Consider the following 25,980-nt stretch of genomic DNA (forward strand, 5'->3'; position numbering starts at 1 on the left):
AATAGTTTAATTCTATATGTTGATTAGTCTTTCTATTCAGTTTTCAGAGATCTAGGAAAGCCCTTTTTGGGCTTTTTTATTTATCTTTTTAGTACAATATATGAATATGAAACAAATCACTAAACAAAGCAAAAACTATCATATTAAAGACATCACTAAGGCTTTGCAATTGCTACTTTTTTATTTTTTGATTGTAGCTATCTTTGCTTTATTTATGATGATGGGAAAATATATAAACAACGATCAATACTTCAAGAATAAGTTAGTTATTTCGTATTGATTAATTGCTGTAATATTAGTTAGTCTTTGTTGTGCAACTTATGATTTTATAAATTATAAAAAAGGTTGAGTAGCAATTAAAATATTTGCTTGGTTTAGTCTTGTTTTGTATATTTTAGCCTCGGTAATATTTGTCATTATTGTTTAAGAAAAGGCTAAAAAATCGTTTTGTAAAAAAATCGTTTTTTGTTATAATTAATAAGCAACTACGACTGTGATACATAAGGTTGTAATACTCCGAGCTTAGTTGTTCTTCTCGGAGATTAGTTTTTATGTGGAGTCAGTTCAAAATTAATGAACAAGGAGAACAAATGAAATTACAAATCAAAGTTAAATCATTCGAACATGCTTTAGTTGACCAAGCTAGTGTGAAAATTGTTGAATTAGCTAAAAGCGAGAAAGCTAATGTAAGTGGACCAATTCCATTGCCAACAAGAAAAGAAATCATCACTATCTTGCGTTCAGTTCACGTTAACAAAAAATCACGTGAACAGTTCGAATCAAGAACTCACAAACGTTTAATCATTATTGATAACGTAAGTGAAAAACTAGCTGATAGATTCAAATCTTTAGAATTGCCAGCTGGAGTTGAATTAAGTATCAAATCTGTTAAGTAATTAACAGTTTGTTTTTATTTTATATATGCGCCCGTGCGTACATATAAATATCAATTTCAATAACAAAATGAAAGGATCAAGATGAAAGGAATCTTAGGAAGAAAAGTTGGGATGACTCAATTATTCACAGCTGAAGGTAATGCAATTCCTGTTACTGTGATTGAAGTTAAACCAAATGTTGTTACTAAAGTTCTAACAGCTGATAAAGACGGTTATGTTGCTGTGCAATTAGCTGTTGAAGACAAAAAACAATCAAGAATCAAAAAACCTGAAGTTAATAGATTCGCTGCAGCCAACACAACACCTAAGCGCTTCGTAAAAGAAATTCGTAACATGTCAGGTTACGAATTAGGGCAAATGGTTGATGTAACTATTTTTGAAGCAGGAGAAGTCGTTGACGTACAAGCAACTTCTAAAGGAAAAGGGTTTGCAGGAACCATTAAACGTCACAATCAAAAAATCGGACCTAAGTCTCACGGGGGAGGGGGAGGAAGCAAACCTATCCGTCAAACTGGATCAATCGGGGACATTTCTGGAAACCGTGTTGTTAAAGGAATGACCATGCCAGGTCACTTAGGAAACGTTAAAACTACTGTACAAAACTTAGAAGTTGTTGCTACTGATAAAGAAAACAACTTAATCATTATTAAAGGTTCAGTACCAGGACCAAACAAAGGATTTGTAACAGTTAAACAAAATGCAAAACATATTGCTAAAAGACCAGCTATTGAATTAGTTGATCTAAAAGTTGCAATTGCTAAAAATGAACTATTCGAAGAAGCTAAAAAATATGGTGTGGTATTAGAATCATCAATGTCACTAGATGAAATGAAACAACTATTAGAAGAAGCAAAACAAAAAGCTGAAGAAGCTAAAGAACAAGAACAAGAGGTTTAATAATGGCAGAAAACAAAAAAGCTACAACTAAAAAAGAAGCTAAACCAGCTGTTGATGTTGTTAAAACACAATCTCAAAGTCTAAAATTTGCTTCAGATAAATTACCACAAAGATTATTCGGATTAGAAGAAGTTCACGCACAAGCAATTTTCGACACTATTTTAAGTGATCGTGCTTCAAGAAGATTTTCAACTCACAAAGTTAAAAATCGTGGAGAAGTTTCAGGGACAGGTAAAAAACCTTGAAGACAAAAAGGAACTGGTCGTGCACGTGCAGGATCAATGCGTTCACCAATTTGAGTAGGTGGGGGAAGAGCATTTGGACCTACCACAGCTAAAAACTACTCATTAAAAGTAAACAAAAAAGTTCGTGCTCTAGCAGTTAAAAGTGCTTTAAGCCAATTAGCTCAAGCACAACAAGTTTTTGTTCACGAATACAAACTTGCAAAACCTTCAACTAAAGAACTAGTTAGTCAATTAAAGGCAACGGGTCTAGCTGATGTTAAAAACGTTTTATTAGTAACTAGTGATGAAAATGTTTTCCTATCAGCAAGAAACTTACAAAACGTAGTTACTGTTAAAGTAAGCTCACTAAGCGTTGAAAGACTATTAGCAGCTGATGTGATGGTAATTAGTGAAAACGATGTAAAAGTATTAGAAGGGTTGGTTAAATAATGAACGTTAATGATGTAATTAAATATCCAATTTTAACTGAAAAAAGCTACAACCAAATGTCAGACAATATTTACACATTTGCAGTAGATCGTCGTACAAACAAAGTTGAAGTAAGAAAAGCTGTTGAATTCATTTTTGACGTTAAAGTAGCAAGTGTTAACATTCTAACAGTTGCTGCCAAACCAAAAAGACTAGGACGTTTTGCAGGATACACAAACAAATACAAAAAAGCTTTAGTATATCTACAAGATGGATACAGCATCAATTTCTTCCCAGAAGAATCTAAAGCTGAAGAAAAAGAAGAAACTGCAGCACAAACAGAAGTTGCAGAAAACAAAAAAGACGCTAAAGCAGTAGAAGCAAAAGTTGCTGAAAAATTAGCTAAAAAAGCTGCTAAATAATTTATCTTGCTAACCATAAGATAAGTTTTAAAACAGAATTAATCACCTAAAAGACAAAATCTCATTATTTTTAGGTCAATCATTAAAGGAGAATACGATGGCTATTAAACATTACAAGCCAACCTCTAATGGTCGTAGACACATGACATCGTTAGATTACAAGAAAAATCTAACTGGTCATGCTCCTGAAAAATCTCTACTAGTTACTTTAAAAAAACATGCTGGTAGAAATAATCGGGGAGTTATAACAACTCGTCACCACGGAGGTGGAACTAAACGTAAATATCGTATTATCGATTTCAAACGTAACAAAGATGGAATCGAAGGAATTGTTAAAACAATCGAATACGATCCAAACCGTAGTGCAAACATTTCATTAGTTGTTTATCGTGATGGAGAAAAACGTTACATCCTTCACCCTAAAGGACTAAGTGTTGGAAGTGTTGTTGTTTCAGGAGACAGTGCTGACATTAAAGTTGGAAACAGCTTGGCACTAAAAAACATTCCTGAAGGTACATTCGTTCACAACATCGAATTACAGCCTAAACAAGGGGGAATTATTGCCCGTAGTGCTGGAACAAGCGCCCAAATTTTAGGTAAAGATGAAGAAGGTAAATATATTATTCTAAGACTAAAAAGTGGTGAAGTACGTAAAGTTCTTGGAGAATGTCGTGCAACTATTGGAGTTGTCGGAAATGAAGAACACTTATTAGTAAATATCGGAAAAGCAGGACGTAACCGTCACCTTGGAATTCGTCCAACAGTACGTGGGTCAGCAATGAACCCTAACGATCACCCACATGGAGGGGGAGAAGGGCGTCAACCAATCGGACGTAAAGCTCCACTTACACCATGAGGTAAAAAAGCTCTTGGAGTTAAAACTCGTTCAACTAAGAAAGCTTCAAACAAGTTGATTATAAGAAGAAGAAAGGCAAGTAAATAATGGCTAGATCACTAAAAAAAGGTCCATTTGTTGATGACCATTTAATGAAAAAAGTTGTTGCTATTCTAGAAAACAAAGCACCAAAACGTCCAATTAAAACTTGAAGTCGTCGTTCAACAATCTTCCCAGAATTTGTTGGATTAACATTCCAAGTTCACAATGGAAAAGTTTTCAACGATGTTTTCGTAACAGCTGACATGGTCGGACATAAATTAGGAGAATTCTCACCAACCCGTACATACACAGGACATGGTGCAGATAAAGGGAAGAAGAAATAATGAAATCAGCAAACGCAAGTGTTAAAACACAAAGAATTTCTGCTCGTAAAGCCCGTCTAGTTGCTGACTTAATTCGTAACAAATCAACTCAAGAAGCTATCGCTATTCTAAAAACTACTAATAAAAAAGCTACTTACATTCTTTTAAAACTTCTAAAAAGTGCTATCGCTAATGCAACCAACAACCACGGTCTAAATGCTGATAAGTTATACATTTCAAAACTACTTGTAAATGAAGGTCCAACTTTAAAACGTTACCAACCTCACTCACAAGGTAGAGCATATCCAATCTTAAAGAGAACAAGCTACTTCTTTATTGAAGTAAGTGAATATTAATTAAGGAGAGTTTACTATGGGACAAAAAGTTAATCCAAATGGTTTTAGATACGGAATTACTAAAGACCACAACTCAACTTGATATGCTGACAAAGCACAATATGCTGCTAACTTATTACAAGACCAAGCAATTTACCGTTTCTTCAATAAATTAGTTCGTAACTACCAAATTGGAAATGTACAAATTAAAAGAGACAACAAAGAACACATTTCAGTATTATTGCACACAGCAAAACCAGGTGTTGTTTTAGGGACAAACGGAGACAACATTAAACAACTTACTGCTGATTTGAAAAAAGCGTTAAGAAATAAAAATTTAAATGTCAACATTGAAGTTGTTGAACTTAAAAAACCAGATTTAAATGCTAAATTACTAGCAGAACAAATCGCTGTTAAATTAGAAAACCGTGGAAGCTTTAGACTAGCTCAAAAACAAGCTATCAAGGCTGCTATGAAAGCTGGAGCTAAAGGTGTTAAAACTGCAGTTTCAGGACGTCTAAATGGAGTTGACATGGCTCGTAAAGAGGGATACAACGAAGGTGAAATGAAACTTCACACCCTTCGTCAAGATGTTGACTATGCAACAGCAACAGCTCGTACAACATATGGAGCACTAGGAATTAAAGTTTGAGTATCATTGGGAGAAAAATTAGAAAAAGGAGCTAACGATGTTACAACCAAAAAGAACTAAACACCGTAAAATGTTCCGTATCCGTCACGACAAAACCAAAGCATTTCGTGGAAACAAAGTAAGTTTTGGAGAATACGGATTGCAAGCTAAAACTTCTGCTTGAGTTTCAGCTCGTCAAATTGAAGCAGCCCGTATCGCTATTACCCGTAAAATGGGACGTGAAGGACAAGTTTGAATTAGAATTTTCCCACATATGTCAAAAACTTCTAAACCTATTGGAGTTCGTATGGGATCAGGAAAAGGATCTCCAGATCAATGACTAGCAGTTGTTAAAGAAGACACAATGATGTTTGAAGTTAAAGGTGTTAAAGAAGAAATTGCTCTAGAAGCACTACGTCTAGGTGGACACAAACTACCAGTTAAAGTAAAAATTGTTAAACGTGAAGAAACAGAAGGAGAAAACTAATGGAATTCAAAGATTTTCAAGCTAAAAGTGTTGAAGAACTAGAAAAATTAGTAGCTGACTACAAAGCTAACTTATTCACTCTTCGTTTCAAATCAAAAACTGGACAATTAGAACAAAACCACAAAATCAGAGAAGTTAAAAAAGATATCGCAAGAGCACTAACAGCATTAAATGAAAAAAAATCAAAGGAAGTTAAATAATGGAAAGATCAAACAACCGTAAAGTTTTAACTGGAAAAGTTGTTTCAACCAAAAATGATAAAACCATTATCGTTTTAGTAGAAACATATGTAAAACACCCAATTTACCAAAAACGTTTCAAAAAATCAAAACGTTTTGCAGTACATGATGAAAACAACCAAGCAAATTTAAATGATGTAGTTAGAATTCAAGAAACTCGTCCACTTTCAAAAACCAAACATTTCCGTCTAGTTGCAATTAAAGAAAAAGCTCTAGTGGGAGAAAACTAATGTTACAAGAATTATCAAGAGTTGTAGTAGCTGATAACTCAGGTGCTAAAGAAGTCGGAATTATTCGTAACTTAGGAGGAAGTGTTAAGAAATTTGCAAACATTGGTGATGTTGTTATCTGTTCTGTTAAAAAAGCTCTTCCAAACGGAATCGTTAAAGAAGGACAAATCGTTAAAGCTGTTGTTGTAAGAACTAAATACGGAATTCAACGTAAAAACGGTTCAAACATTCGTTTTGATGATAATGCTGTAGTAATCATTAAAGAAGATAAAAACCCACGTGGAACTCGTGTTTTCGGACCAGTAGCGCGTGAACTTCGTGATAAAGGATACTTAAAAATCGTTTCATTAGCACCGGAGGTACTATAATGGCTAGTCAAAAAATTCGTAAAAATGACACAGTTGTAGTTATCAGTGGAGCTCAAAAAGGTAAAGTATCAACCGTTCTAGCAATCGATCCAGTTAAACAATTAGTTACTTTAAAAGACGTTAACAAGAAAACTAAACACCACAAACCAAGCCAACAAAAAAATGAAGGTGGAATTGAAATTAAAGAATTCCCTATCCACATTTCAAATGTTGCTATTCTAGTTAAAAAAGGAACAGCAACAACCCCAGCAACATATTCAAGAGTAGGATTTAAAGTTGATAAAAACGGTAAAAAAGAAAGAATTGTTGTGAAAACTCAAAAAGCTATCTAATTAAGGAGACATTATGAATAAATTACAAAAACACTATAATGATGTAACCAAAGCTGAACTTAAACAACAATTCAACTACAAATCAGATATGCAAATCCCACGTATTGAAAAAATCGTTTTAAACATGACTGCTGGAAATGAAGTTTCAAACTCAAAAGCAATTGAAGAAGTTATGAATGAACTTGCTTTAATCGCAGGACAAAAACCATACCAAACCACAGCTAAAAAATCATTAGCTTCTTGAAAATTACGTGCTGGTATGCCAATGGGAGGAAAAGTTACTTTAAGAAGAGAAAGGATGTGATCATTCTTAGCAAAACTAATTGAAGTAGCACTACCTCGGGTACGTGATTTCCACGGTACAAATCCAAAAAGCTTCGATGGTAATGGAAACTATGCAATCGGAGTTAAAGAAGAAATTATCTTCCCAGAAATTAGTTTCGATAAAATCCGTAAACTAAAAGGACTAGATGTTCTAATCGTTACAAGTGCTAAAAATGACAAAGAAGCTTACGCTTTACTAAAAAGTTTAGGAATGCCTTTTGCGAAGGCTGAATAAGGAGTAATTAATGGCAAAAAAATCATTAAAAGTTAAAGCTAAAAAGACTCCAAAATTCTCAACCCGTTTCTATACACGTTGTGAATTATGTGGACGTCCACATGCAGTTTTAAGAAAATACAAAATCTGTAGAATTTGCTTCCGTACATTAGCTCACGAAGGTAAATTACCAGGAATTAAGAAAGCGAGTTGATAATATATGGCTATTATTATTGATCCAATTGCGGACATGTTTGTTCGTATCAAAAACGCTAATGCTCGTAAACACCGTGAAGTAGTTGTTCCTCACTCAAACAAAAAAGTAAAAATCCTTGAAATCTTTAAAAACGAAGGATACATTGCTGATTTTAAAGAAGTTGAAAAAGATAACCATAAAGCAATTTCAATTTCACTAAAATACAAGGGATACACCGGTTCACAACCAGTTATTAGTGGACTTAAAAAAGTTTCAAAACCAGGACTAAAAGTTTATGCATCAGCTAAAAACTTACCTAAAGTTCTTTCAGGATTTGGAACTGCAATTATTTCAACATCACAAGGACTAATGACCGATAAAGAAGCAAGAAAGGCAAATGTTGGTGGTGAAGTTATCGCCTACATTTGATAGGAATTAAGAATGTCTCGTGTCGGAAAAAGAGTTTTAAATATCCCAGCAAACGTTGAAGTTAAAATCGAAAAATCATTCATTGAAGTTAAAGGACCAAAAGGAACACTAAGCTTTCAATTCTCAGATTTAATTGAAATTAAAAACGAAAACAACCAAATTACTACACACCGCCTAAACGAAGAAAAAAGCACCAAACAATTACACGGAACAACCAACTCTTTAATTAGTGGAATGCTAAAAGGAGTTAGTGAAGGATTTAAAAAAGAAATCGAAATTAAAGGGGTTGGATATAAAGCAACTCAAAAAGGTAACCAAATTGAAGTTATCGCCGGTTACTCACACCCAGTTTTAGTAGACATTCCTGCTAACTTAAAAGTAAGTCTACCAAAACCAACAAACATTGTTATTGAAGGAATTGATAAACAAGCTGTTGGTCAATTCGCAGCAGTTCTACGTGACATTCGTCGTCCAAGCGTTTACTCAGGAAAAGGAATTATGTACAAAGACGAAGTTATTCGTCGTAAAGAAGGAAAAAAAGCTTCTAAATAATCGAAGCTAGAAAGGTTAGACAAATATGCAAAAATCAAGAAATGACAGACGTAAAGTAAAACACTTAAAAATCCGTCAACACTTAAGTGGAACAGCTTCAGTTCCTCGTGTATCTGTTTACAAATCTTTACATAATTTCTATGCACAATTAATTAATGACGAAAACCACACCACACTAGCAGCTGCTTCAACCAAAGATTTACCACAACATGCTAATAATATTGATGCGGTAAAACAAGTAGCAAAATTATTTGCTAAAAAATTACACGAACTAAAAGTTGAACAAGTTGTTTATGACCGTTCAGGATACATTTACCACGGAAAAGTTGCTGCTTTTGCTGATTCACTAAGAGAAGAAGGGATTAAATTCTAATGGCAAACGAAAATAAAAACGTAAAAGAAATCACCGAAACAAATGCAGAAGCAAGAAAAACTAGAGTAGTTAAAAAAGCACGTCCAAACAACGCTGATGAAACTAAAGCAGTTCGTAAACCAAGAAATACTGAAAATAATCAAGAAGAAAGAAGACGTCCAAATCGTCAAAATTCTAATCGTGAATTAAATTCAGAATTCGAAGAAAAAGTTATTGACATCGCCAGAGTTACTGTCGTTGTTAAAGGGGGGAGAAGATTTAGCTTCTCAGCCTATGTAGTAGTTGGAAACAAAAAAGGAAAAGTGGGATTTGGACACGGTAAAGCAAACGAAGTTCAAGACGCTATTAAAAAAGCTGTTAAAGATGCACACAAAAACATCTTTGAAGTTCCTGTTGTAAACGGAACAGTTCCACATGAAATTCAAGCTAAATTCTTAGCTTCAAAAGTACAACTACGTCCTGCCTCAAAAGGAACAGGATTCAAAGCTTCAAATACCGTTCGTAGTGTTATGGAATTAGCCGGATATACTGATGTTTCAACAAAATCATTAGGATCAAGAACCAAACAAAACGTTGCTCACGCTGTAGTTAAAGCTTTAAAACAACTAAGAACCGCTCAACAAGTAGCTGAGCTTAGAGACATTAAAGTAGAAGATTTACAATAATTAAGGAGATTTTATGAAACAAACATTAAGCAATTTATCATACACTCCTGGTTCTCGTAAAGAAAAACACCGTGTAGGACGTGGACACGCTGCTGGAAAAGGAAAACAAGCAGGACGTGGACAAAGTGGTCAAACTAAACGTAACACAGTAAGACTAGGATTTGAAGGGGGACAAAACCCATTATTCAGAAGAATTCCAAAACGTGGATTCAAAAATGTTAACCACGTGGAATACCAAGTTGTTAACTTAGATCAATTACAAGAATATTACCAAGCAAATGAAGTTGTAAGTTTTGAATCTTTATTCAATAAAGGTCTAATCAAAAAATACGATATGCCAGTTAAAATTCTTGGAAGAGGAGAACTATCAAAAGCTTTAGTAGTTGAAGATGTTCACGCTCTAAGTCAATCAGCTAGCGAAGCAATTGTTGCAGCTGGAGGAAAAATCGAGGTTAAATAATGGCCTTAACAAAGAAAAAAACAAGCACTAACAATCGCAAACAAAACCAAGTGCGTTTCGATGCGAAGTGAGTGAAATTTAAAAATAGTTACACCGAGTTTTGAAAAAACCATGATCTTGTAAAAAAGATTTTGTATACTATTTTTCTTTTAACAATCTTTGTTGCAGCGGGAACTATTACTGTTCCAGGAATTAATTTAGTTAACCGAGATCAATTAAATGGTGGAGACTTTTTAGGAATCTTGAATCTAGTTGGTGGTGGAGGACTAAGAAACTTTAGCATTATGGCTTTAGGAATTAGCCCCTTCATTACTGCTAGTTTGATTATGATGATTTTACAAACTAAGCTCTTTCCACCAATCTATCGTCTAAGTCAAGCAGGACCACAAGGGAGAATAAAAATTAATATTATTACTCGTTTTGTAACGTTTGGCTTTGCAATTATTCAGGCTATTGTTTTAACAAGAGCCTTAAAAAACCCAACAAGTGGGTTCGGAATCAGAATTGTTGATAGTTTGAATACTAATGCTTATGCATTCTTCTTACTACCTTTAATTCTGATTGCTGGTAGCCTCTTTGCCTTATTTTTAGGTGAAGAAATTACTAACAAGGGTGTAGGAAATGGAACAAGTTTAATCATTTTTGCTGGAATCGCTTCGAATTTGATTCCAACATTCAGAAATGCTTTCGAGTTTTTAGTTCCTTCATTCAAACAATCTAGTGCTACACTAAAAGAATTACTAAACTTTGGTGTTTATGTTCTTGGCTATTTATTAGTTGTAATGATAGTCGGTATCTTCTATCTAGCAGAAAGACACATTCCTATTCAACAAGTTGGAGCAGGGCTTTCAAGAAATGAAAAAGAACTTTCATATTTACCTTTAAAAGCCAATCCAGCTGGAATTATGTCAGTAATTTTTGCTTTAATGTTTCTAAGTTTACCAACTATGATTGCTGGATTATTCAATCCCGCAACGAGTGCTTTTTATCACTGAGTTTATACTAATTTACAACTAACCCAACCAATCGGTTTCTTCTTATTTGTTGTAATAACCTTTGCTTTCACACTTCTATTTGGTTTACAACAATCTAAAATTGACAAAATTAGTGAAGATTTTGCCAAAAATTCAACCTTCATCCCTGGTGTTAGACCAGGGGAACAAACCGAAGATTATTTAATTGCCAAAATTCTTAATTTAAGTTATTTTTCAAGCATTTATTTAATCTTAATTGGGGCTATGCGTTACATCGAAGAAATTTTAGGAATGCCACAATCAATAGCGTTCGGTGGAACTGGATTAATGATTTTAGTTTCAGTAACTATTGAAACAATCCAACAAATTCAAGCGCGTTACAAGTCTCAAGAACTTGCTCGTAAACGTAAAAAAATATTATATTCACAACAAAATGGTGAAGAAGGTGATTTATTGTGATAAAAGACTGAAACAATGTTAACCTAATATTCTTAGGTGCTCCGGGAGCAGGTAAGGGAACCATTGCGGAAAAATTATCCCTTCAAGATAATTTTGCCCACCTATCAACCGGTGCAATGTTTCGTGAAGAAATTAATGCCAAAACGCCATTAGGTTTACAAGTTGTTGAATTGACCAGCAATGGCCTATATGTTAGTGATGAAATTACTAATCAATTAGTTAAAAACAAGTTGGAAAAATTGACACTTGCAAAACGCCACTATATTTTAGACGGTTACCCTCGAACCGTTGACCAGGTCAATTTTCTTGACAATTTAGACTTTACTAAAATTGACTGAGCAATCTTATTAGAAATCGATTCAGAAAGTGTTATCAAGAGACTAAGCGAAAGAAGAGTATGTCAAAAATGCTTGCGTACCTATCACTTGTCTTACAATCCTTCAAAAGATAACATTCACTGTGACGATGATGGTGAGAAATTAGTTCAAAGAAAAGATGACCAAAGCGATGTTGTTTTAAGAAGATTAAATGTTTATGAACAGCAAACAAAACCACTAATTGATTTCTACGCATCAAAAGGAATTTTAATTAGTATCAATGCCGACCAAGAAATTGAAAAAGTTTATCAAGACGTGGTTGATGCATTGAAACAAAAGGCTGCAAATGAATATTAAAATTAAAAATAAGCAACAAATTGATGATTTAAAAAAATCATGTGCTATCCTGGCAGAAGTTAAATACTTAGTTTATGACTTTATAAGACCAAGTGTTTCTTTAAAAGAAATTGATAGCATCGCTTTTAAAGAAATCATTGCTCGTAAAGCAAAACCTGCCTTTTTAGGCCAATATGGGTTCCCTAATACTTGTTGTATAAGTGTTAACGAAGAATTAATTCATGGAATTCCAAGCGACAGAGTTTTACAAGAGGGAGACTTAGTCAAAGTTGATATGGGTGTTATTTGAAATGGCATGTACAGTGATTCAGCTTTTACTAAGTATGTAGGTTCAAACCCAAGTGAAGAAGATAAAAAACTAATTAAAGTCGCCAAAGATGCTTTTTATGCCGGTTTTAATGAAGTCAAAGTCGGTAATCGAATTGGAGACATTTCAGCTGCTATTTACAGAGTCATCAAAGCAAATGGAATGTTTACTCCAGAAGAATTCAGCGGTCACGGTATAGGTACTGAGTTACACGAAGATCCCTTTGTGCCAAACATCGGCCTAAAAGGAACAGGACCACTAATTCGCAATGGTATGGCAATTTGTATTGAACCAATGATTTTGCAAGGTTCAGCAAATGTTAAAACCTTAAAAGATGATTGAACCATAGTGAGTCGCAATAATAAAAAGACAAGTCACTATGAACAAACAATTCTTATTGAAAATGATCAAGCAATCATTTTAACAGGAGACAAAATTTAAATGGCAAAAGATGCAATTAAAATGACTGGTAAAGTAACCAAAGTCCACTCATCAAAAGCCTATGTTGTAATGCTTGATAATGGTCTAGAAATTCAAGCTACAATTTCTGGAAAAATGGCTTTATACAATATTCGTATTATTCCAGGAGATGGTGTTGACGTGGAAATGAGTCCTTATGATTTAACTAAAGGACGAATCGTTTATCGTCATAAATAGCGAAAGGAAAAACGATGAAAGTTCGTGCTTCAATCAAACGTATTTGCAAAGATTGCAAAGTTATTAAAAGAAATGGTACAAACCGTATTATTTGTATTATTCCAAAACACAAACAAAGACAAGGATAGTAAATTATGGCTAGAGTTTTAAACGTTGAAATTCCTAACAATAAACGTGTAGTTATTTCTTTAACATACATTTATGGAATAGGAAAAAGTTTGGCACAAGAAATTTTACAAAAAGCTGATATCGATGAAAATATCCGGGTAAAAGATCTTTCTGAAGACCAACTTACAAAAATTCGTGACATTGCTAAAGAATACACAACTGAAGGTGATTTACGTCGTGAAGTTTCTTTAAACATCAAACGTTTAATGGAAATTAAATCATACCGTGGAATCAGACACCGTAAAGGATTACCAGTTCGTGGACAATGTACACAAAAGAATGCTCGTACAAGAAAGGGACCTCGTAAAACAGTTGCAGGTAAGAAAGGTAAATAATAATGGCTAAAAAACAAAAAAAAGTTATTACTAGCGGTATCGCCCACATTCACTCAACTTACCAAAACACTATTGTTTCATTTAGTGATGACAAAGGTAATGTTTTCGCGTGATCTTCATCAGGAGCAATTGGTTACAAAGGAACCAAGAAAAAAACCCCTTATGCAGCTGGTTTAGCAGCTGCTGCAGCCCTAGAAAAAGCTAAAGAATTTGGACTTAAAGAAGTAAAAATCTTAGTTAAAGGGGTAGGAGCTGGAAAATCAACAGCTCGTAAACAAATCGAAACTTCTGGTTTAATCATTAAAGAAGTTAAAGATGTAACACCAGTTCCACACAACGGAACCCGTCCACCTAAGAAAATTTTAAAAAGAAAGTAGAGCTTAAGTAATTATGGAAAAAATGGCAAAAATGAATTATTCAGAATTAAACAGTGAAAGAGTTGATGAATTTAGTTCAACATTTAGCTTAAAACCACTTTCAAGAGGTTTCGCTAATACACTGGGTACAGCGCTTCGTCGCACATTGCTATCATCAATTACTTCTTGCGCTCCATTCGCAATCAAAATCAATAAAGTCGAACATGAATTTTCTACAATCGACGGTATCAGAGAAGATGTTGTTACACTATTACAAAATTTGACTAAAATTCGTTTCACATACAATGAAGAACTATTTAACAAAAATCAAATTGTTAAAGTAAGCTTCCGTTCAAACAAAATTGGTGAAGTTTATGCTCGTGATATCGAGTTTCCAAGCGGTCTAGAAATTGTTAACAAAGATTGCTACATTGCTGACATCCAAAAAGATGGAGATCTAGAATTTGATATGTTCTTACGTGCCGGAAGAGGATTTGTTGATTTCGAAGACAACAAAGCTTACATCCAAACATTAGAACAACGTCTAGATTCAAAAATCAAATCAGGACAATATTTAGCAGTTGACAGTGATTTCAGTCCTGTTAAAAAAATTAGCTTCCAAACTATTGAACTTAACTCTTCAAGTGCTTTAGTGGAAGAAGAATTACTAATGAGAGTAGAAACTGACGGAACAGTTGAAGCTCGCGAAGCATTAAGTCAAGCATCTAAAATCTTAATTGCTCACTTGCAAGTAATTGGAAATGTCCAAAACATTGAACAAATTGATCTTTTTGAAGATGAAAAAATCGAAAAACCAGTGGACGATAAATTAATTCTTCCAATTGAAAAATTAGACTTAACTATTCGTTCAGTTAATGCTTTACACCGTGCTGGATACAACACCATCGATGATTTAGTTAAATTAAGTGAAGATGAATTAGGTAACATTAAAAATCTAGGTAAAAAATCAGTCGACGATATTATTAAGAAAATTCAAATGTGAAAAGAATCAACCAATAAAGGAGATGAATAATGGCAAATCCTGTTCAAGTTTTTAGACGTAATTCAAAATGAACACGTCACTGACAACGTTCACTAGTAACAGATGTTTTAGTAAACGGAAAAGTTGAAACAACTTTACCACGTGCAAAACAATTACGTCGTAAGGTGGAAAAAGTTATTACCTTGGCTAAGAAAAATACTTTAGCAAGTCGTCGTCAAGCAGCAGCTTACTTAAGAGATGTTCAAATGAAAGATGGACGTGATGCTGTGCAATACTTATTTGAAGTTTTAGGACCTCGTTACGCAGAACGTAATGGTGGATATACTCGTATTATCAAAACTGGACCTCGTCGTGGAGACGGTGCTCCAATGGCAATGATTTCTTTAGTTTAATTACTAGCAAATTAAATTAGAAGCAATAAAGGAGATTAGAATATGGCTATAGTTCCAAAACGTAAAACTTCAAAACAAAGAAAACACCTACGTCGTGCACACCACGCTTTAGATGTTAAAGCACAATCAAGCTGTTCAAACTGTTTAGCACCAGTTTTATCACATACAATCTGTAATGAATGTGGTTTCTACAAAGGTGCTAAAGTAGCAAACTTCAAAGCTAAAGCTGACAAATAATTAATTTAATTAAAACCTTTGCTTCGGCAGAGGTTTTTTTATTTTTGGTTACAATTAAAGTAAAGGATTTATTATGCGTTTAATAATTTTTGCCAATATCAACCAGGACAACATCAGTATTGAAGATTTTATTCATTTCGAAAAATCATTCGCCAAAAAAGATAATCAAGTAGTTAAATTTATCAGTTGTGGAAATAGCGAAATGCCCGATAGTCGAATTAAAAATCATTTTGACTGAGCAGTACGTGGTCCAAAAGATATTAATAGCAAGTTGGATAACTTTTTAACTGTTACTTTAAATTTTGCCAACAATATTCAGAAAAGAGTATACCTAACCTACCAACCATCAGGAGCAAAAGAAGTTGATTACAACTCAGAGCTCTCAGTTGCAACTAAGGTAGAAGAGTATTTAGCCAGCAAAAATCTTGAAATTGACAACAACATTTTTATTCACGGTTTTGGAAGATACCCGTTATTAGTACAAAATGAAAAATTTACCACAATCTGCCCTGGAGCATTTATTGACCCACTTTTTGGTAGCGCCGAAACATATCTAAGTCTAGATTTAGACAACAATAGTGGTAAAATTACAAAATTTGAATTCAAAAAAGCAGGACTTTTAAACCACTATTACGAAATGCATAATCTTCACACTTATACGCTTGAAGATGTTACCAAGAAGCAAAAATAACCATTTTTACATAAATACCTATTATTAAGGTATTTTTTTTATTACTTTTCTTAACCAAAATCAAAATATTTTTGATATAGGTGGAAACAAATGTATTATAATATGGGTGATAGTGGGAGGAAATGGGAATGTATGGTAAATATGACCGAACATTAGACGAAAAAAACCGTTTAGTTGTACCTTCTAAGTTTCGTAATGAGTTAGGAAACACTTTTTTCATAACTTACGGACTAGATAGTTCAATCACTGTTCGTAGTCAAGAACAATTTGAGTTATTACAACAAAAATTGAATCAAACCAATATGCTAGATAAAAATGCCCGTAATTTTGCTCGTTACATATTCGCTAATACCGAAGAAGTAACATTAGACAAGTCAGGTCGTTTAAGTCTACCCCTACGTTTCATTACTCGTGCCGCTATCAAAAAAGATGTTGTGTTCATTGGTATGGGTCAATATTCAGAAATTTTCGCTAAGGAAGTTTATGAAGCGACCGAAGGTTCAATGGATGATGATGAGAACTTTGACAAACTAGCCCAAACATTATTTGAAAGTGGAGTTAGCTTATAACCCACATTCCTGTGCTTCTTTATGAAAGTATTGAAGCTCTTGACATAAAACCAAATGGAATTTATGTTGATGTTACTTTGGGAAGGGGTGGTCATAGTGAAGAAATCTTAAAAAAATTAACAACTGGCCATTTATATTGTTTCGATAAAGATAAACAAGCAATTTTAGAAGCAAACGAGCGCTTGAAAAAAGTATCAAATAAATTCACCTTGATACATAGTGATTTTGCTTCTTTAAAAGAACAATTGCGAACTTATGGCGTTACAAAAATAGATGGATTGATTGCAGACTTAGGAATTTCAAGTCCGCAAATTGATGATGCTAGTCGCGGCTTTAGCTATTCAAAAGATGCTAAATTAGATATGCGAATGAATCAAGAGCAAGAAATAAGTGCTTGAGATATTGTTAACCAAACTAGTGAAGAACAATTGGCAAAGATTTTGCAAAAAAACGCTGATGTTAAGCTTTTTTCAAAAGTTGCGAAGGCCATTTGCAAATCTCGTCCAATCGATAGTACTTTGCAATTGTGTGAGGTTATTAAAAATGCTTATCCTGCTGCAATATTGCGTCAAAAAAATCCTTATCGCGCCATTTTTCAGGCAATAAGAATTGAAGTTAATCAGGAATTTGAGGCAATTGAAAAAATGTTGCCACAAGCTGTTGAATTACTAACTAAAAATGGTAAATTGGCAGTTATCAGTTTTCATTCTTTAGAAGACAGAATAGTTAAGAACTACTTTAAATCGTTAAAAATAAATAGCGATACTTACAAACTTCCGGTGCAAATTACCGAAGGTTATAAATTTAAAAAAATTACTGTCACCGAACAAGAAGCGACTGAAAATTATCGCTCACGTTCAGCAACATTACGAGTATTGGAGAAATTAATTTAAGTTATGGAAAGAAAAGTTTTGGTTTTTTTAAAACTGAAAAGCAAAAACTTTGAAGTTAGTGCCTTAGAGTGCATTAACAATAACTTTTATACACTTTTCCAAAAAGATATTGAATTCAAACAGGCTTTAGCGCAAGTTAAAAATGCATTTGAAGAAATTCAAAGAATTGTTAATGTTAAAAAAACAATTAACAATGTTATTTGTGTTTTTGATAAGCCAGAAAGTCTAAAAACTCAAGTTATAAATTACCAAGCAAATTATCACGGCCAAAAATTTGATGCTCTTTGTCTAAAAGAAATCGAAAATCATTTTGCTAACAATTTAGGAAATGATTATCTAATTTCAAAAAGAGACTTAAAAGTAGCTGCTAATGTTGACAACAACTTCCAAGAATATAAAAATTTAAAACAGTTAATCAATAAAAATGTAAACCAATTAATGCTAGAATCTCGTTTAAGTTTTATTGATAGCGAGGCTTTTGAAATGATGCAAGCTTTAGTTAAAAAGTTGAATTTAAAAGTCGAAAAATTCTTGTCGCAAAACGAAGTTAATGCCATTTATTTAGCAAGCAACGTTTATAGTTCTCAAAAACAAATTAGCGTTACTCTAGGAAAAGAACATTTAGAATTAAGCCTTATTCAAAAAGAAAATTTAATCAATTACAAAGCAATTAATTTTGGTCTAGCAAATTTAGTAAAACAAATTGCTAAAAAACACAACTTAAGTTTTCAAGAAGCACAAAATATTTTAGTAAGTTATCCAAAAATGGTAAAAGATGCATACCAAAGTTTAACTTATAGAAATAATTTAAAAACGTATCAACTATATTCATTAATTAATAATTTTTGAGAAACAATTTATCAAGAAATCAAAGCTTTTAGTCAAGAAAATGACTTAATTGGTGTTAATGTGGTTATTAACAAATCCAATTTAATCAATTTAGAAAACATGATGCAGTTTTTTAAAACAATTTCCGAAGACTTTACATTTTCTTTAAACAAACAAAGCTTTGTAGACAAAAATCTAAAACTAAACAATTCAGCAATAATCAATTACTTATGCTTTAACGATTACGAACAAGATATTACTAACACCTTTATTATTGATACAAACGTTATTAGAGATGTTAAAACTAAAACTAGTATTTTCAATCGTATTCGCATGTTATTTAATTAATAAATATAAGGAGCATTATGGATCAAAAAGAACTTTCAGCAATTGCCAAAATTAAAGTTATTGGAGTTGGTGGAGCAGGTAATAATTCAATTAAAAGTTTAATCGATGTGGTTAAAATTGAAGGGGTTGAATATATTGCTGTTAACACTGATAAACAAGCTTTAAAAGATATTGCCGATCAATCTATCTGCTTGCAAATCGGGCACGCAAGTGGTAGAGGTGCTGGTGCCAATCCCGAAGTTGGTCGCCAAGCTGCCATTGATAGTAAAGAAGAAATTCGTGAAAGAATTAAAAATGCTGAATTAGTAATTATTGCTGCAGGAATGGGTGGAGGAACCGGAACTGGTGCTTCACCTGAAATAGCAAAATTAGCTAAAGAATCAGGAGCTCTAACTTTAGCAGTTGTTACAACTCCTTTCGGTTTTGAAGGAACCAAAAGAAGACAAACAGCTGACAAAGGTTTAGAAGAACTGAGAAAAAATGTTGATGGTTATGTTGTTGTTTCGAACGAAAAATTGTTAGAAGAATATGGAAATATTCCTATTGATGAATCTTGAAAATATTCAAACAGAGTTTTAAAACAATTAATTCGCTCAATTATTGATATTACAGTTTTACCTTCATACATCAACCTAGACTTTGAAGATTTAAACACCCTAATTCGTTCTAACCCAGGAGAATTTGTGGTTGGAATCGGACAGGCAACTGGAACAGATAAAGCGCAAAAAGCTGTTGCAGCTGCTCTAAAAAGTCCAATTTTAGAATCAAGTATACTAGGTGCAACAGAATGTATAGTTCAAATTTCAATCGGTAAAAAAGGTACTTTAAACGACGTTAACAACGTAAACGAAACAATGAAAGAAATCATTGGAAGTGATGTTAATATGATTTTCGGTTACAATTCACAATCACAAAGTGATAAAGAAACTGATGATTCAATTATTGTTACAATTATTGCTGCCGGTGTCGAAAATAAAAAACAATCAAGTCATGAAATTTCAGAAGAAATTAATGAAAGAATTAAGAGTTCAAATATTCAGTTCGAATCAGATAAAACAAGAGAAATTATTTTAAGTAAAGACTCGCATTCAATGCTAAATGAATTTAACAAAATCGAAGATGAACACAGTTTTGAAAATGAGCTATCAGATGTCTTTGGTGAATAGTGATGTTTCGAAGCTACAAATGCAAAAGATAATCATTTTAACAAGAACCTAACAAGGTTCTTGTTTTTCAATTTATATCTTATTTTGAGTACTTTTTCAGTCTTACTAGCAATTAAGTATAATTTAAGCGATGACAAAGAAATTTATTGATGAATGACTAAAACAAGTTACTCTAGAACCCTATGATGAATATCGACATGGTTCGCTAAAAGGAATTTATTTAATAAGAATTCAAAACTTACTTTATGTTGGTCAAACTGGTGAAAATTTTAAATCACGTTTTGCTTCTCATAGAAGAGAATTTTTAAAAGCCTCAAAGAATTGAAAAAGCATGAAAGAATCAGGAAAAACTAACATGTATACCAAGTGTTTTGAATACTACAGTAGATCACACAAAGATCCTGACTGATTGATTAAAAGAACTAAGTATTTCATTCTTGAGTCTCACGGTGTTGCAATTTTTGAACAATTAAATCGAAGCGAACACCACTACATAAAATTACTGAAAACCCAGATATATGGATTGAATCAACTCTCAATTGTTGCACATGAGAAACATCATCTAAGAAGAAAAGCAACCAATTGAGATGAGAAAGCACAAAAATATTGAGAAAAAGATAAACAAGAATTTCGTGCCTGACAAAGAGAGGTGGTGCAAGAATTGGAACAAAAAGACAAGAAACTACTAAAACTTTTACTCAGAACTAATGAGCGCTCCGCTGAAAGAGTTATTGGCGAGATTGAAGGTCACAAAGCATTTTGATTCATTTTATTAATAGTGCTAGTAGTGGCAGTCGTGTGTTGTATAATATTAGCATTAACTTTGAAAAAATAAAATAAATATTTTATTTAGAAAGGAATTAGATGGCAAAAATTGTAGTAGGAATGAGTGGTGGAGTAGATTCTAGTGTTGCAGCATATTTATTAAAAAAACAAGGCCACGAAGTTGTTGGTCTTTTTATGCGTAATTGGGACAGTATGTTGAACAATGATTTTTTAGGAAATGATGATATTTCACAAGATATTTGTCCCCAAGAACAAGACTATCAGGATGCTCTTGCTGTGGCTAAAAAACTTGATATTCCACTACATAGAGTAGATTTTGTTAAAGAGTATTGAGACAATGTTTTTTCTTACTTAATTCGTGAATATGAAGCAGGAAGAACACCTAATCCAGACATTTTCTGTAACAAATACATTAAATTTAATGCTTTTGCTGAATATGCTTTCCAGACACTAAAATCTGACTATATTGCAATGGGTCATTATGCCAAAAGTGTAGGTGATCAATTGTTTAGAGCCAAGGATAATTCCAAAGATCAAACTTACTTTTTAGCCCAACTTTCTAATTCACAAATTGCTAAGTCATTATTCCCACTGGCAGATTATCTAAAAAGTGAAATTCGCCAAATTGCTCACGATCTAGATTTAATCACTGCTGATAAAAAAGATTCAACCGGAATTTGTTTTATTGGTGAAAGAAGATTCAGTGACTTTTTAGAAAATTATATTCCTGCCCAACCTGGAAATATTATTGATATCGAAACAAAGAAAATTGTCGGTAAACACAAAGGGGCAATGTACTACACAATTGGACAAAGAAAAGGACTGAACCTTGGTGGTTTTGAAAAGCCTTACTTTGTAGTAGGACACAATATTGCTAAAAAAGAAATTTATGTTGCCAATGAAGATAATAAAGAATACTTACTAAGCGACAAAATGATTGCAAATGATTTTAATCAAATTGCTCACGAGTGAAATAGTGATAATTTAACAGCTAAATTTAGGTATCGTCAAGAAGACATTAAATGTCGAATTAAAGTTTTAGCAAACAATCAAATTGAAGTAATTTACGATGCCACTGAAGCAGTAACACCAGGACAGCAAGTTGTTATTTACGACGGTCAAAAAGTTGTTGGTGGTGCAATAATTGATAAGATTTATTATCAAGACAAATTAAAAACATTTTTATATGAGGACTAATTATGTTAACAAGCAAACAAATAAGACAAATGTGATTAGACTTTTTCGCTTCAAAAAACCACATGGTAGTTGAATCAAAAAGCCTTATTCCAGTTAATGATCCTTCACTTTTATGAATTAATAGTGGAGTAGCAACTTTAAAAGATTATTTTAGCGGTAAAAAAATTCCCCCATTCCCAAGACTAACTAATGCGCAAAAATCTATTCGTACTAATGATATTGAAAACGTTGGAATCACAACTCGTCACCACACATTTTTTGAAATGTTAGGTAATTTTAGTATCGGTGATTATTTTAAAAATGAAGCGATAGCTTTTGCATATGAATTTGTATTTGATGTTCTGAAATTTGAAAAAGAACGCATTTACATTACTTTTTACGAAGAAGATATGGATACTTACCGTCGTTGAGTGGAACTGGGTGTGGATCCAAACCACATGATAAAAGGGACAAAAGAAACTAACTTTTGAGATATCGGTCAAGGTCCTTGCGGTCCTTGTACTGAGATTTATTACGATAGAGGTCCTAAATATGACAGTCGTGGTGTGGAATTAATTAAAGATGACATTGAAAATGATAGATTTATTGAAATTTGAAACGTCGTTTTCAGTCAATTTAATAATGATGGAGAAAATAATTACACCGAATTAAAACATAAAAACATTGATACTGGAGCAGGATTCGAACGTTTATGTGCCATTATTCAAGATGTGCCAACTAATTTTGATACTGATTTATTCCAAACAATTATTCATGAAATTGAAAAATACACACCTTACCGTTACGATATAAATAATTACTTCACAAAAGAAAAACAACAAGCAATCATTAACAGTCAATTTAAGATTATTGCAGATCATATGCGGGCAAGTGTTAATGCTATTAACGACGGAGTGAAACCTTCGAATGTTGGAAGAGGTTACATTATTCGTCGTCTAATTCGTCGCTCATATCGTTCAGGATTGAAGCTAAAAATTGAAGGTAGCGCCTTTTTATACAAATTAGTCCAAGCTGTTAAAGATTCATTAATTTACGACATTGATGTTGAAACGGTTTCGAAAGTAATTTACGACGAAGAAATGTTATTTTCAAAAACTATTAATCAAGGTGAAAAATTACTTGAAAAAGAAATAGAAAAAGAAGGAAATATTTCAACCGAAATTGCTTTCAAAATGTTTGATACTTATGGATTCCCAATTGAATTAACTAGCGAAATTTTGGCTGAAAAAGGTTTAAAAATTGATATTAGAGAATTCAATAAATACCTGGAAATGCACCGGGAAAAATCTCGTTCACAAGTAGCAAGCGGGATGCAAAAAGTTATTGCTTCATTAGATTTAATAACAAAATTAGAATCTGAATTCACAGGATATAGCGAAACTCAACATAACAAAGCTAAAATTCTTTACTTACTAAATGAATTTGAGGAAATCGAGCAAACCAATAACAGTGAAGATGTAAGTTATGTAATTTTAGATAAAACTCCATTCTACGCAACCAGTGGAGGACAATTCCATGACTGAGGAAAAATGGTTCAAGATGGTGAAGAAATTGAAATTTTGGACGTTTTCAAAGATAAACACTGAAACCATGTTCACAAAGTTAAAGGAAAAATTCAAAAAGACTTGCCTGTCGACTGTTTTGTCGATGTAGAAAAAAGACAAGGATACATGCGTGGGCACTCAGCAACACACATTATGTTCCATGCTTTAAGAGAAACATTTAATGATGAAAAGATCGAACAACTAGGTTCAAGCATTATGCCTGAATACTTCACATTCGATTTCCCTGCTGATAAAAAACCAACTAAAGAGCAAATTCAAAGTATCGAAGCTAAAATGAAAGCATACATTGCTCGTGATGTTAAACGTGAATATAAGATTATGTCAGTCAAAGAAGCAGAAGCATTCGGTGCATACATGACTATTGAAGAAAGTGATTATCATGACCAAAGCCATGTTCGTGTAGTTGTTTTTGATGGAATTACTAAAGATTTATGTGGTGGAACACATGCTCCAAGCACTGGATTTTTAGAAGATTTTAAAATTATTTCTGTTGACTCAAAAGGAACTGGAATTTATCGTTTAAGAGTTATAACATCAACTAAATTAGTTAAAGAATACTATGAACAAAAAATTCAAGAACAAATTGAATTACTAAATGCATTAAAAGCAAAAAACATTGAACTTGATGCAAATTATCAATATGAGTTGAGTCTTTTTGATACAACTAGTTACACAAACGATCAATTACATGCTTACTTAGAACAATTGGAAAACGAAGAAGATAAACTAAGAAATGACTTCAAAGAACTACACAAACAAAAGCAAAATGCGAGTCTTGACTTGAGTGGTGTTGAACTTAAAGTTTCTTCAAATGGAACTCAATATCTAATCTTGCAAGCAGATGAAGCAAGCCTAGTTAAAAAGACAGCTATCGAATTAAGAGAAAAATACCAGGAAGCACTAATTATTGCCTACAGTCTAAATGAAGGTAAAGTATTTGTAACTGTTGCATCTAAACAAAAACCTTCAAATTTAATCCTTAAAACCATTCTTGACAAAAATAATGGTAAAGGTGGTGGAAATGCAATAGCAGCGCAAGGAAGTTTTGAAACCGAAAAAGATAGCACACAACTAGAAGAAATGTTTTTATCAATTATTAACAATGCGTAAATTAGCTTTCGATTTAGGAACAAAAACTTGTGGTTTTGCAATTACTGATTCGGATTGCATCATTGCTAGTGGTTTGGAAAATTTTCGCTTTGAAGAAAATAATTTTCAAGCAGTTATAAAACGCGTGCAATTGTATTTAGAGCAATATAAAAACGATATTGATGTTTTTGTATTGGGTTATCCATTAAGAAAAGACAATTCTAAATCAGAACGAAGTATTATGGTTGAAGAATTTAAAACATTACTAGAACAAAATTTCAGTCAAAAAGTTATTTTAGTAAACGAGCACTCATCAACAATCGGAGCTGAATCAATCTTAATCAATGCCGGTTATTCAAGAAAAAAACGCAAAGGAGTTAAAGATAAATTAGCAGCTCAGTTAATTTTAGAAGATTATCTGACCTACTATTTTAAAAAGTAATATGGCCAAAATTTATTTAAGTGACCCAGAAAGAAAAATTACTATCATGAGTGATGATAATCAAAGTCAGGATGCTATAGTTTTATTTGAATATAGTGAAAATGGAGACGAATATCTATTTGTTGTTACTGATGATGAAAAAAACGAAGCAATAGTGTTTAAACGTTCAGAAGGAAAATTGGTAGCTTTACCAGATGATGAATTTGCCATCATGGAAGAAGTTTTAAACCAATTTTTAGAAGAAAACGAAATTTATGAATAAAGAATGAGCTTCTTGAAAAACTCCACTTTTAATTAGTGTTTTTGTTGTTATTGTAATTGCCGCTGTTGCTTACTTCATTTTGCATCGTTCAGTAATAAAACTTAGAAAAAAATACGAAACCAAAATGCGTGAGGAAGCATTTGCTGAAGCTGCTACCTTCAGTCCAGATTTCGAAAAACATTTGATTGCTTTACAACAAAAAACTGAAAATTGAAAAGCTAATGATCTATTGAGTGCGTTCTTAGTTAACACAACCTTTATTAATCAATTTAAAGACGTTTATCTTGAAGATAATGTGGATGATTTTGTAGCACAAATATTGTTACGTAACAATCCTGGCTTGAATGTTGATATGCTTAAACCAAAATCTGAAGGTTTTGTTGATATTGACTCACAAAATACAGTAAACAAAGTGGACTCATTGCAAAAAGACTATGATTTATTACTCTTGTTGAGTAGTCTTGATGATGATTATGAAAAACAATTGCTAAAATTAAATTATGCAAAACAAAGTGGTATGACAGTTTTAATTTATAATTCTTATACCAAGAGACAAGTTAAGCATATTTGTGAACTTTTAGAACAACGTCACTACCGCTTTGAAAAAGTTGGTTATCGTTCTGTTTCACTATTGTTGATAGTAAAAGATGACAAAAGCAAAACTACTTTAAAAAAATAA

41 protein-coding genes and 1 pseudogene are annotated in these 25,980 nt (G+C 32.8%); all 42 read left to right on the top strand.

Translation table 4 applies throughout. The features are described 5' to 3' along the window. Positions 1 to 100: 100 nt before the first annotated feature. The 42 genes and pseudogenes from ACWXVT_RS01585 (at position 101) to ACWXVT_RS01790 (ending at position 25,980) form a co-directional block, all read left to right on the top strand. Positions 101 to 427, top strand: coding sequence for a hypothetical protein (locus ACWXVT_RS01585; RefSeq protein ID WP_455967807.1), 327 nt, complete (start codon positions 101 to 103; stop codon positions 425 to 427). A gap of 163 nt (positions 428 to 590) precedes the next feature. Further along, complete coding sequence (gene rpsJ, locus ACWXVT_RS01590) at positions 591 to 896, top strand: 30S ribosomal protein S10 (RefSeq protein WP_438341310.1); 306 nt, start codon at positions 591 to 593, stop codon at positions 894 to 896. Positions 897 to 977: 81 nt separating this feature from the next. Continuing rightward, a pseudogene (gene rplC, locus ACWXVT_RS01595) lies at positions 978 to 1,652 on the top strand (50S ribosomal protein L3); the annotation flags it as partial. Positions 1,653 to 1,795: 143 nt separating this feature from the next. Beyond that, positions 1,796 to 2,467, top strand: a complete 672-nt coding sequence (gene rplD / locus ACWXVT_RS01600) for a 50S ribosomal protein L4 (RefSeq protein WP_438341309.1) — start codon at positions 1,796 to 1,798, stop codon at positions 2,465 to 2,467. Further along, complete coding sequence (rplW, locus tag ACWXVT_RS01605) at positions 2,467 to 2,868, top strand: 50S ribosomal protein L23 (RefSeq protein ID WP_438341308.1); 402 nt, start codon at positions 2,467 to 2,469, stop codon at positions 2,866 to 2,868. Before rplD ends, rplW begins: the two co-directional genes overlap by 1 nt. Before the next feature lie 97 nt (positions 2,869 to 2,965). Next, positions 2,966 to 3,811 (top strand): 50S ribosomal protein L2, encoded by an 846-nt coding sequence (gene rplB / locus ACWXVT_RS01610; protein ID WP_438341307.1) that lies wholly within the window; start codon positions 2,966 to 2,968, stop codon positions 3,809 to 3,811. Then, on the top strand, positions 3,811 to 4,089 hold the full coding sequence (gene rpsS / locus ACWXVT_RS01615) for a 30S ribosomal protein S19 (protein WP_455967809.1): 279 nt from the start codon (positions 3,811 to 3,813) through the stop codon (positions 4,087 to 4,089). The genes rplB and rpsS overlap by 1 nt, the downstream gene beginning before the upstream one ends. Then, positions 4,089 to 4,424, top strand: a complete 336-nt coding sequence (gene rplV, locus ACWXVT_RS01620; protein ID WP_455967810.1) for a 50S ribosomal protein L22 — start codon at positions 4,089 to 4,091, stop codon at positions 4,422 to 4,424. The genes rpsS and rplV overlap by 1 nt, the downstream gene beginning before the upstream one ends. A gap of 16 nt (positions 4,425 to 4,440) precedes the next feature. Next, positions 4,441 to 5,115 (top strand): 30S ribosomal protein S3, encoded by a 675-nt coding sequence (gene rpsC, locus ACWXVT_RS01625; protein WP_438341304.1) that lies wholly within the window; start codon positions 4,441 to 4,443, stop codon positions 5,113 to 5,115. After that, positions 5,093 to 5,521, top strand: a complete 429-nt coding sequence (gene rplP / locus ACWXVT_RS01630) for a 50S ribosomal protein L16 (RefSeq protein ID WP_438341303.1) — start codon at positions 5,093 to 5,095, stop codon at positions 5,519 to 5,521. Before rpsC ends, rplP begins: the two co-directional genes overlap by 23 nt. Continuing rightward, positions 5,521 to 5,721 carry a 50S ribosomal protein L29 gene (gene rpmC, locus ACWXVT_RS01635; protein WP_438341302.1) on the top strand — a complete coding sequence of 67 codons (201 nt, stop codon included), beginning with the start codon at positions 5,521 to 5,523 and terminating at the stop codon, positions 5,719 to 5,721. Before rplP ends, rpmC begins: the two co-directional genes overlap by 1 nt. Beyond that, positions 5,721 to 5,990: a 30S ribosomal protein S17 gene (gene rpsQ, locus ACWXVT_RS01640; protein ID WP_438341301.1), complete on the top strand. Its 270-nt coding sequence runs from the start codon at positions 5,721 to 5,723 to the stop codon at positions 5,988 to 5,990. The genes rpmC and rpsQ overlap by 1 nt, the downstream gene beginning before the upstream one ends. Then, positions 5,990 to 6,358 (top strand): 50S ribosomal protein L14, encoded by a 369-nt coding sequence (gene rplN, locus ACWXVT_RS01645; RefSeq protein ID WP_438341300.1) that lies wholly within the window; start codon positions 5,990 to 5,992, stop codon positions 6,356 to 6,358. Before rpsQ ends, rplN begins: the two co-directional genes overlap by 1 nt. Further along, positions 6,358 to 6,690 carry a 50S ribosomal protein L24 gene (gene rplX / locus ACWXVT_RS01650; protein ID WP_438341299.1) on the top strand — a complete coding sequence of 111 codons (333 nt, stop codon included), beginning with the start codon at positions 6,358 to 6,360 and terminating at the stop codon, positions 6,688 to 6,690. Before rplN ends, rplX begins: the two co-directional genes overlap by 1 nt. 10 nt (positions 6,691 to 6,700) lie before the next feature. Then, positions 6,701 to 7,249, top strand: a complete 549-nt coding sequence (gene rplE / locus ACWXVT_RS01655) for a 50S ribosomal protein L5 (protein ID WP_438341801.1) — start codon at positions 6,701 to 6,703, stop codon at positions 7,247 to 7,249. A gap of 10 nt (positions 7,250 to 7,259) precedes the next feature. Further along, the gene (locus tag ACWXVT_RS01660) at positions 7,260 to 7,445 is read left to right on the top strand and encodes a type Z 30S ribosomal protein S14 (RefSeq protein WP_438341298.1); all 186 of its coding nucleotides are present in this window, start codon (positions 7,260 to 7,262) and stop codon (positions 7,443 to 7,445) included. 9 nt (positions 7,446 to 7,454) lie between these two features. Beyond that, the gene (gene rpsH / locus ACWXVT_RS01665) at positions 7,455 to 7,856 is read left to right on the top strand and encodes a 30S ribosomal protein S8 (RefSeq protein WP_438341800.1); all 402 of its coding nucleotides are present in this window, start codon (positions 7,455 to 7,457) and stop codon (positions 7,854 to 7,856) included. Positions 7,857 to 7,865: 9 nt separating this feature from the next. Further along, on the top strand, positions 7,866 to 8,405 hold the full coding sequence (gene rplF / locus ACWXVT_RS01670) for a 50S ribosomal protein L6 (RefSeq protein ID WP_455967813.1): 540 nt from the start codon (positions 7,866 to 7,868) through the stop codon (positions 8,403 to 8,405). Positions 8,406 to 8,430: 25 nt separating this feature from the next. Beyond that, positions 8,431 to 8,778 (top strand): 50S ribosomal protein L18, encoded by a 348-nt coding sequence (gene rplR / locus ACWXVT_RS01675; RefSeq protein WP_438341296.1) that lies wholly within the window; start codon positions 8,431 to 8,433, stop codon positions 8,776 to 8,778. Beyond that, positions 8,778 to 9,443, top strand: coding sequence for a 30S ribosomal protein S5 (gene rpsE / locus ACWXVT_RS01680; RefSeq protein ID WP_455967815.1), 666 nt, complete (start codon positions 8,778 to 8,780; stop codon positions 9,441 to 9,443). The genes rplR and rpsE overlap by 1 nt, the downstream gene beginning before the upstream one ends. A 13-nt stretch (positions 9,444 to 9,456) precedes the next feature. Further along, positions 9,457 to 9,903 carry a 50S ribosomal protein L15 gene (rplO, locus tag ACWXVT_RS01685; RefSeq protein ID WP_438341294.1) on the top strand — a complete coding sequence of 149 codons (447 nt, stop codon included), beginning with the start codon at positions 9,457 to 9,459 and terminating at the stop codon, positions 9,901 to 9,903. Continuing rightward, positions 9,903 to 11,339: a preprotein translocase subunit SecY gene (gene secY, locus ACWXVT_RS01690; RefSeq protein ID WP_438341293.1), complete on the top strand. Its 1,437-nt coding sequence runs from the start codon at positions 9,903 to 9,905 to the stop codon at positions 11,337 to 11,339. Before rplO ends, secY begins: the two co-directional genes overlap by 1 nt. After that, on the top strand, positions 11,333 to 12,010 hold the full coding sequence (locus ACWXVT_RS01695) for an adenylate kinase family protein (protein ID WP_455967817.1): 678 nt from the start codon (positions 11,333 to 11,335) through the stop codon (positions 12,008 to 12,010). The genes secY and ACWXVT_RS01695 overlap by 7 nt, the downstream gene beginning before the upstream one ends. Beyond that, entirely contained in the window at positions 12,000 to 12,758 is a 759-nt protein-coding gene (gene map, locus ACWXVT_RS01700; RefSeq protein WP_455967819.1) for a type I methionyl aminopeptidase, read from the top strand. Before ACWXVT_RS01695 ends, map begins: the two co-directional genes overlap by 11 nt. Then, positions 12,759 to 12,974 (top strand): translation initiation factor IF-1, encoded by a 216-nt coding sequence (gene infA / locus ACWXVT_RS01705; protein WP_438341290.1) that lies wholly within the window; start codon positions 12,759 to 12,761, stop codon positions 12,972 to 12,974. It begins immediately after the preceding gene. A 14-nt stretch (positions 12,975 to 12,988) separates the two neighbouring features. Beyond that, positions 12,989 to 13,102, top strand: coding sequence for a 50S ribosomal protein L36 (rpmJ, locus tag ACWXVT_RS01710; protein ID WP_438341289.1), 114 nt, complete (start codon positions 12,989 to 12,991; stop codon positions 13,100 to 13,102). 6 nt (positions 13,103 to 13,108) lie between these two features. Continuing rightward, on the top strand, positions 13,109 to 13,477 hold the full coding sequence (gene rpsM / locus ACWXVT_RS01715; protein ID WP_438341288.1) for a 30S ribosomal protein S13: 369 nt from the start codon (positions 13,109 to 13,111) through the stop codon (positions 13,475 to 13,477). Between the two features lie 2 nt (positions 13,478 to 13,479). Continuing rightward, positions 13,480 to 13,854, top strand: coding sequence for a 30S ribosomal protein S11 (rpsK, locus tag ACWXVT_RS01720; RefSeq protein WP_438341287.1), 375 nt, complete (start codon positions 13,480 to 13,482; stop codon positions 13,852 to 13,854). A 13-nt stretch (positions 13,855 to 13,867) separates the two neighbouring features. Then, on the top strand, positions 13,868 to 14,866 hold the full coding sequence (locus tag ACWXVT_RS01725; protein WP_438341286.1) for a DNA-directed RNA polymerase subunit alpha: 999 nt from the start codon (positions 13,868 to 13,870) through the stop codon (positions 14,864 to 14,866). Beyond that, entirely contained in the window at positions 14,866 to 15,228 is a 363-nt protein-coding gene (gene rplQ, locus ACWXVT_RS01730; protein WP_438341285.1) for a 50S ribosomal protein L17, read from the top strand. The genes ACWXVT_RS01725 and rplQ overlap by 1 nt, the downstream gene beginning before the upstream one ends. A 42-nt stretch (positions 15,229 to 15,270) precedes the next feature. Beyond that, positions 15,271 to 15,465, top strand: a complete 195-nt coding sequence (gene rpmF / locus ACWXVT_RS01735) for a 50S ribosomal protein L32 (RefSeq protein WP_438341284.1) — start codon at positions 15,271 to 15,273, stop codon at positions 15,463 to 15,465. Positions 15,466 to 15,538: 73 nt separating this feature from the next. After that, positions 15,539 to 16,156, top strand: a complete 618-nt coding sequence (locus tag ACWXVT_RS01740) for a hypothetical protein (protein WP_455967820.1) — start codon at positions 15,539 to 15,541, stop codon at positions 16,154 to 16,156. Positions 16,157 to 16,284: 128 nt separating this feature from the next. After that, a complete protein-coding gene (locus ACWXVT_RS01745; protein ID WP_438341282.1) occupies positions 16,285 to 16,725 on the top strand; it encodes a division/cell wall cluster transcriptional repressor MraZ in 441 nt (146 codons plus the stop codon). 11 nt (positions 16,726 to 16,736) lie between these two features. After that, a complete protein-coding gene (gene rsmH / locus ACWXVT_RS01750) occupies positions 16,737 to 17,618 on the top strand; it encodes a 16S rRNA (cytosine(1402)-N(4))-methyltransferase RsmH (RefSeq protein WP_438341281.1) in 882 nt (293 codons plus the stop codon). Positions 17,619 to 17,621: 3 nt separating this feature from the next. Beyond that, positions 17,622 to 18,794: a hypothetical protein gene (locus tag ACWXVT_RS01755; protein WP_455967822.1), complete on the top strand. Its 1,173-nt coding sequence runs from the start codon at positions 17,622 to 17,624 to the stop codon at positions 18,792 to 18,794. 17 nt (positions 18,795 to 18,811) lie between these two features. Then, positions 18,812 to 19,960 (top strand): cell division protein FtsZ, encoded by a 1,149-nt coding sequence (gene ftsZ / locus ACWXVT_RS01760; RefSeq protein WP_438341279.1) that lies wholly within the window; start codon positions 18,812 to 18,814, stop codon positions 19,958 to 19,960. A 130-nt stretch (positions 19,961 to 20,090) separates the two neighbouring features. Continuing rightward, the gene (locus ACWXVT_RS01765) at positions 20,091 to 20,795 is read left to right on the top strand and encodes a hypothetical protein (RefSeq protein WP_438341278.1); all 705 of its coding nucleotides are present in this window, start codon (positions 20,091 to 20,093) and stop codon (positions 20,793 to 20,795) included. Positions 20,796 to 20,824: 29 nt separating this feature from the next. Further along, complete coding sequence (mnmA, locus tag ACWXVT_RS01770; RefSeq protein ID WP_438341277.1) at positions 20,825 to 21,943, top strand: tRNA 2-thiouridine(34) synthase MnmA; 1,119 nt, start codon at positions 20,825 to 20,827, stop codon at positions 21,941 to 21,943. 2 nt (positions 21,944 to 21,945) lie between these two features. After that, positions 21,946 to 24,618, top strand: a complete 2,673-nt coding sequence (gene alaS, locus ACWXVT_RS01775) for an alanine--tRNA ligase (protein ID WP_455967824.1) — start codon at positions 21,946 to 21,948, stop codon at positions 24,616 to 24,618. After that, positions 24,611 to 25,039, top strand: a complete 429-nt coding sequence (gene ruvX, locus ACWXVT_RS01780; protein ID WP_455967826.1) for a Holliday junction resolvase RuvX — start codon at positions 24,611 to 24,613, stop codon at positions 25,037 to 25,039. The genes alaS and ruvX overlap by 8 nt, the downstream gene beginning before the upstream one ends. Before the next feature lies 1 nt (position 25,040). Further along, on the top strand, positions 25,041 to 25,301 hold the full coding sequence (locus tag ACWXVT_RS01785; protein ID WP_438341274.1) for a hypothetical protein: 261 nt from the start codon (positions 25,041 to 25,043) through the stop codon (positions 25,299 to 25,301). Beyond that, complete coding sequence (locus ACWXVT_RS01790; RefSeq protein WP_438341273.1) at positions 25,294 to 25,980, top strand: BC85_0335 family putative methyltransferase; 687 nt, start codon at positions 25,294 to 25,296, stop codon at positions 25,978 to 25,980. Before ACWXVT_RS01785 ends, ACWXVT_RS01790 begins: the two co-directional genes overlap by 8 nt.

The organism is Mycoplasma sp. 1573, assembly GCF_053851775.1.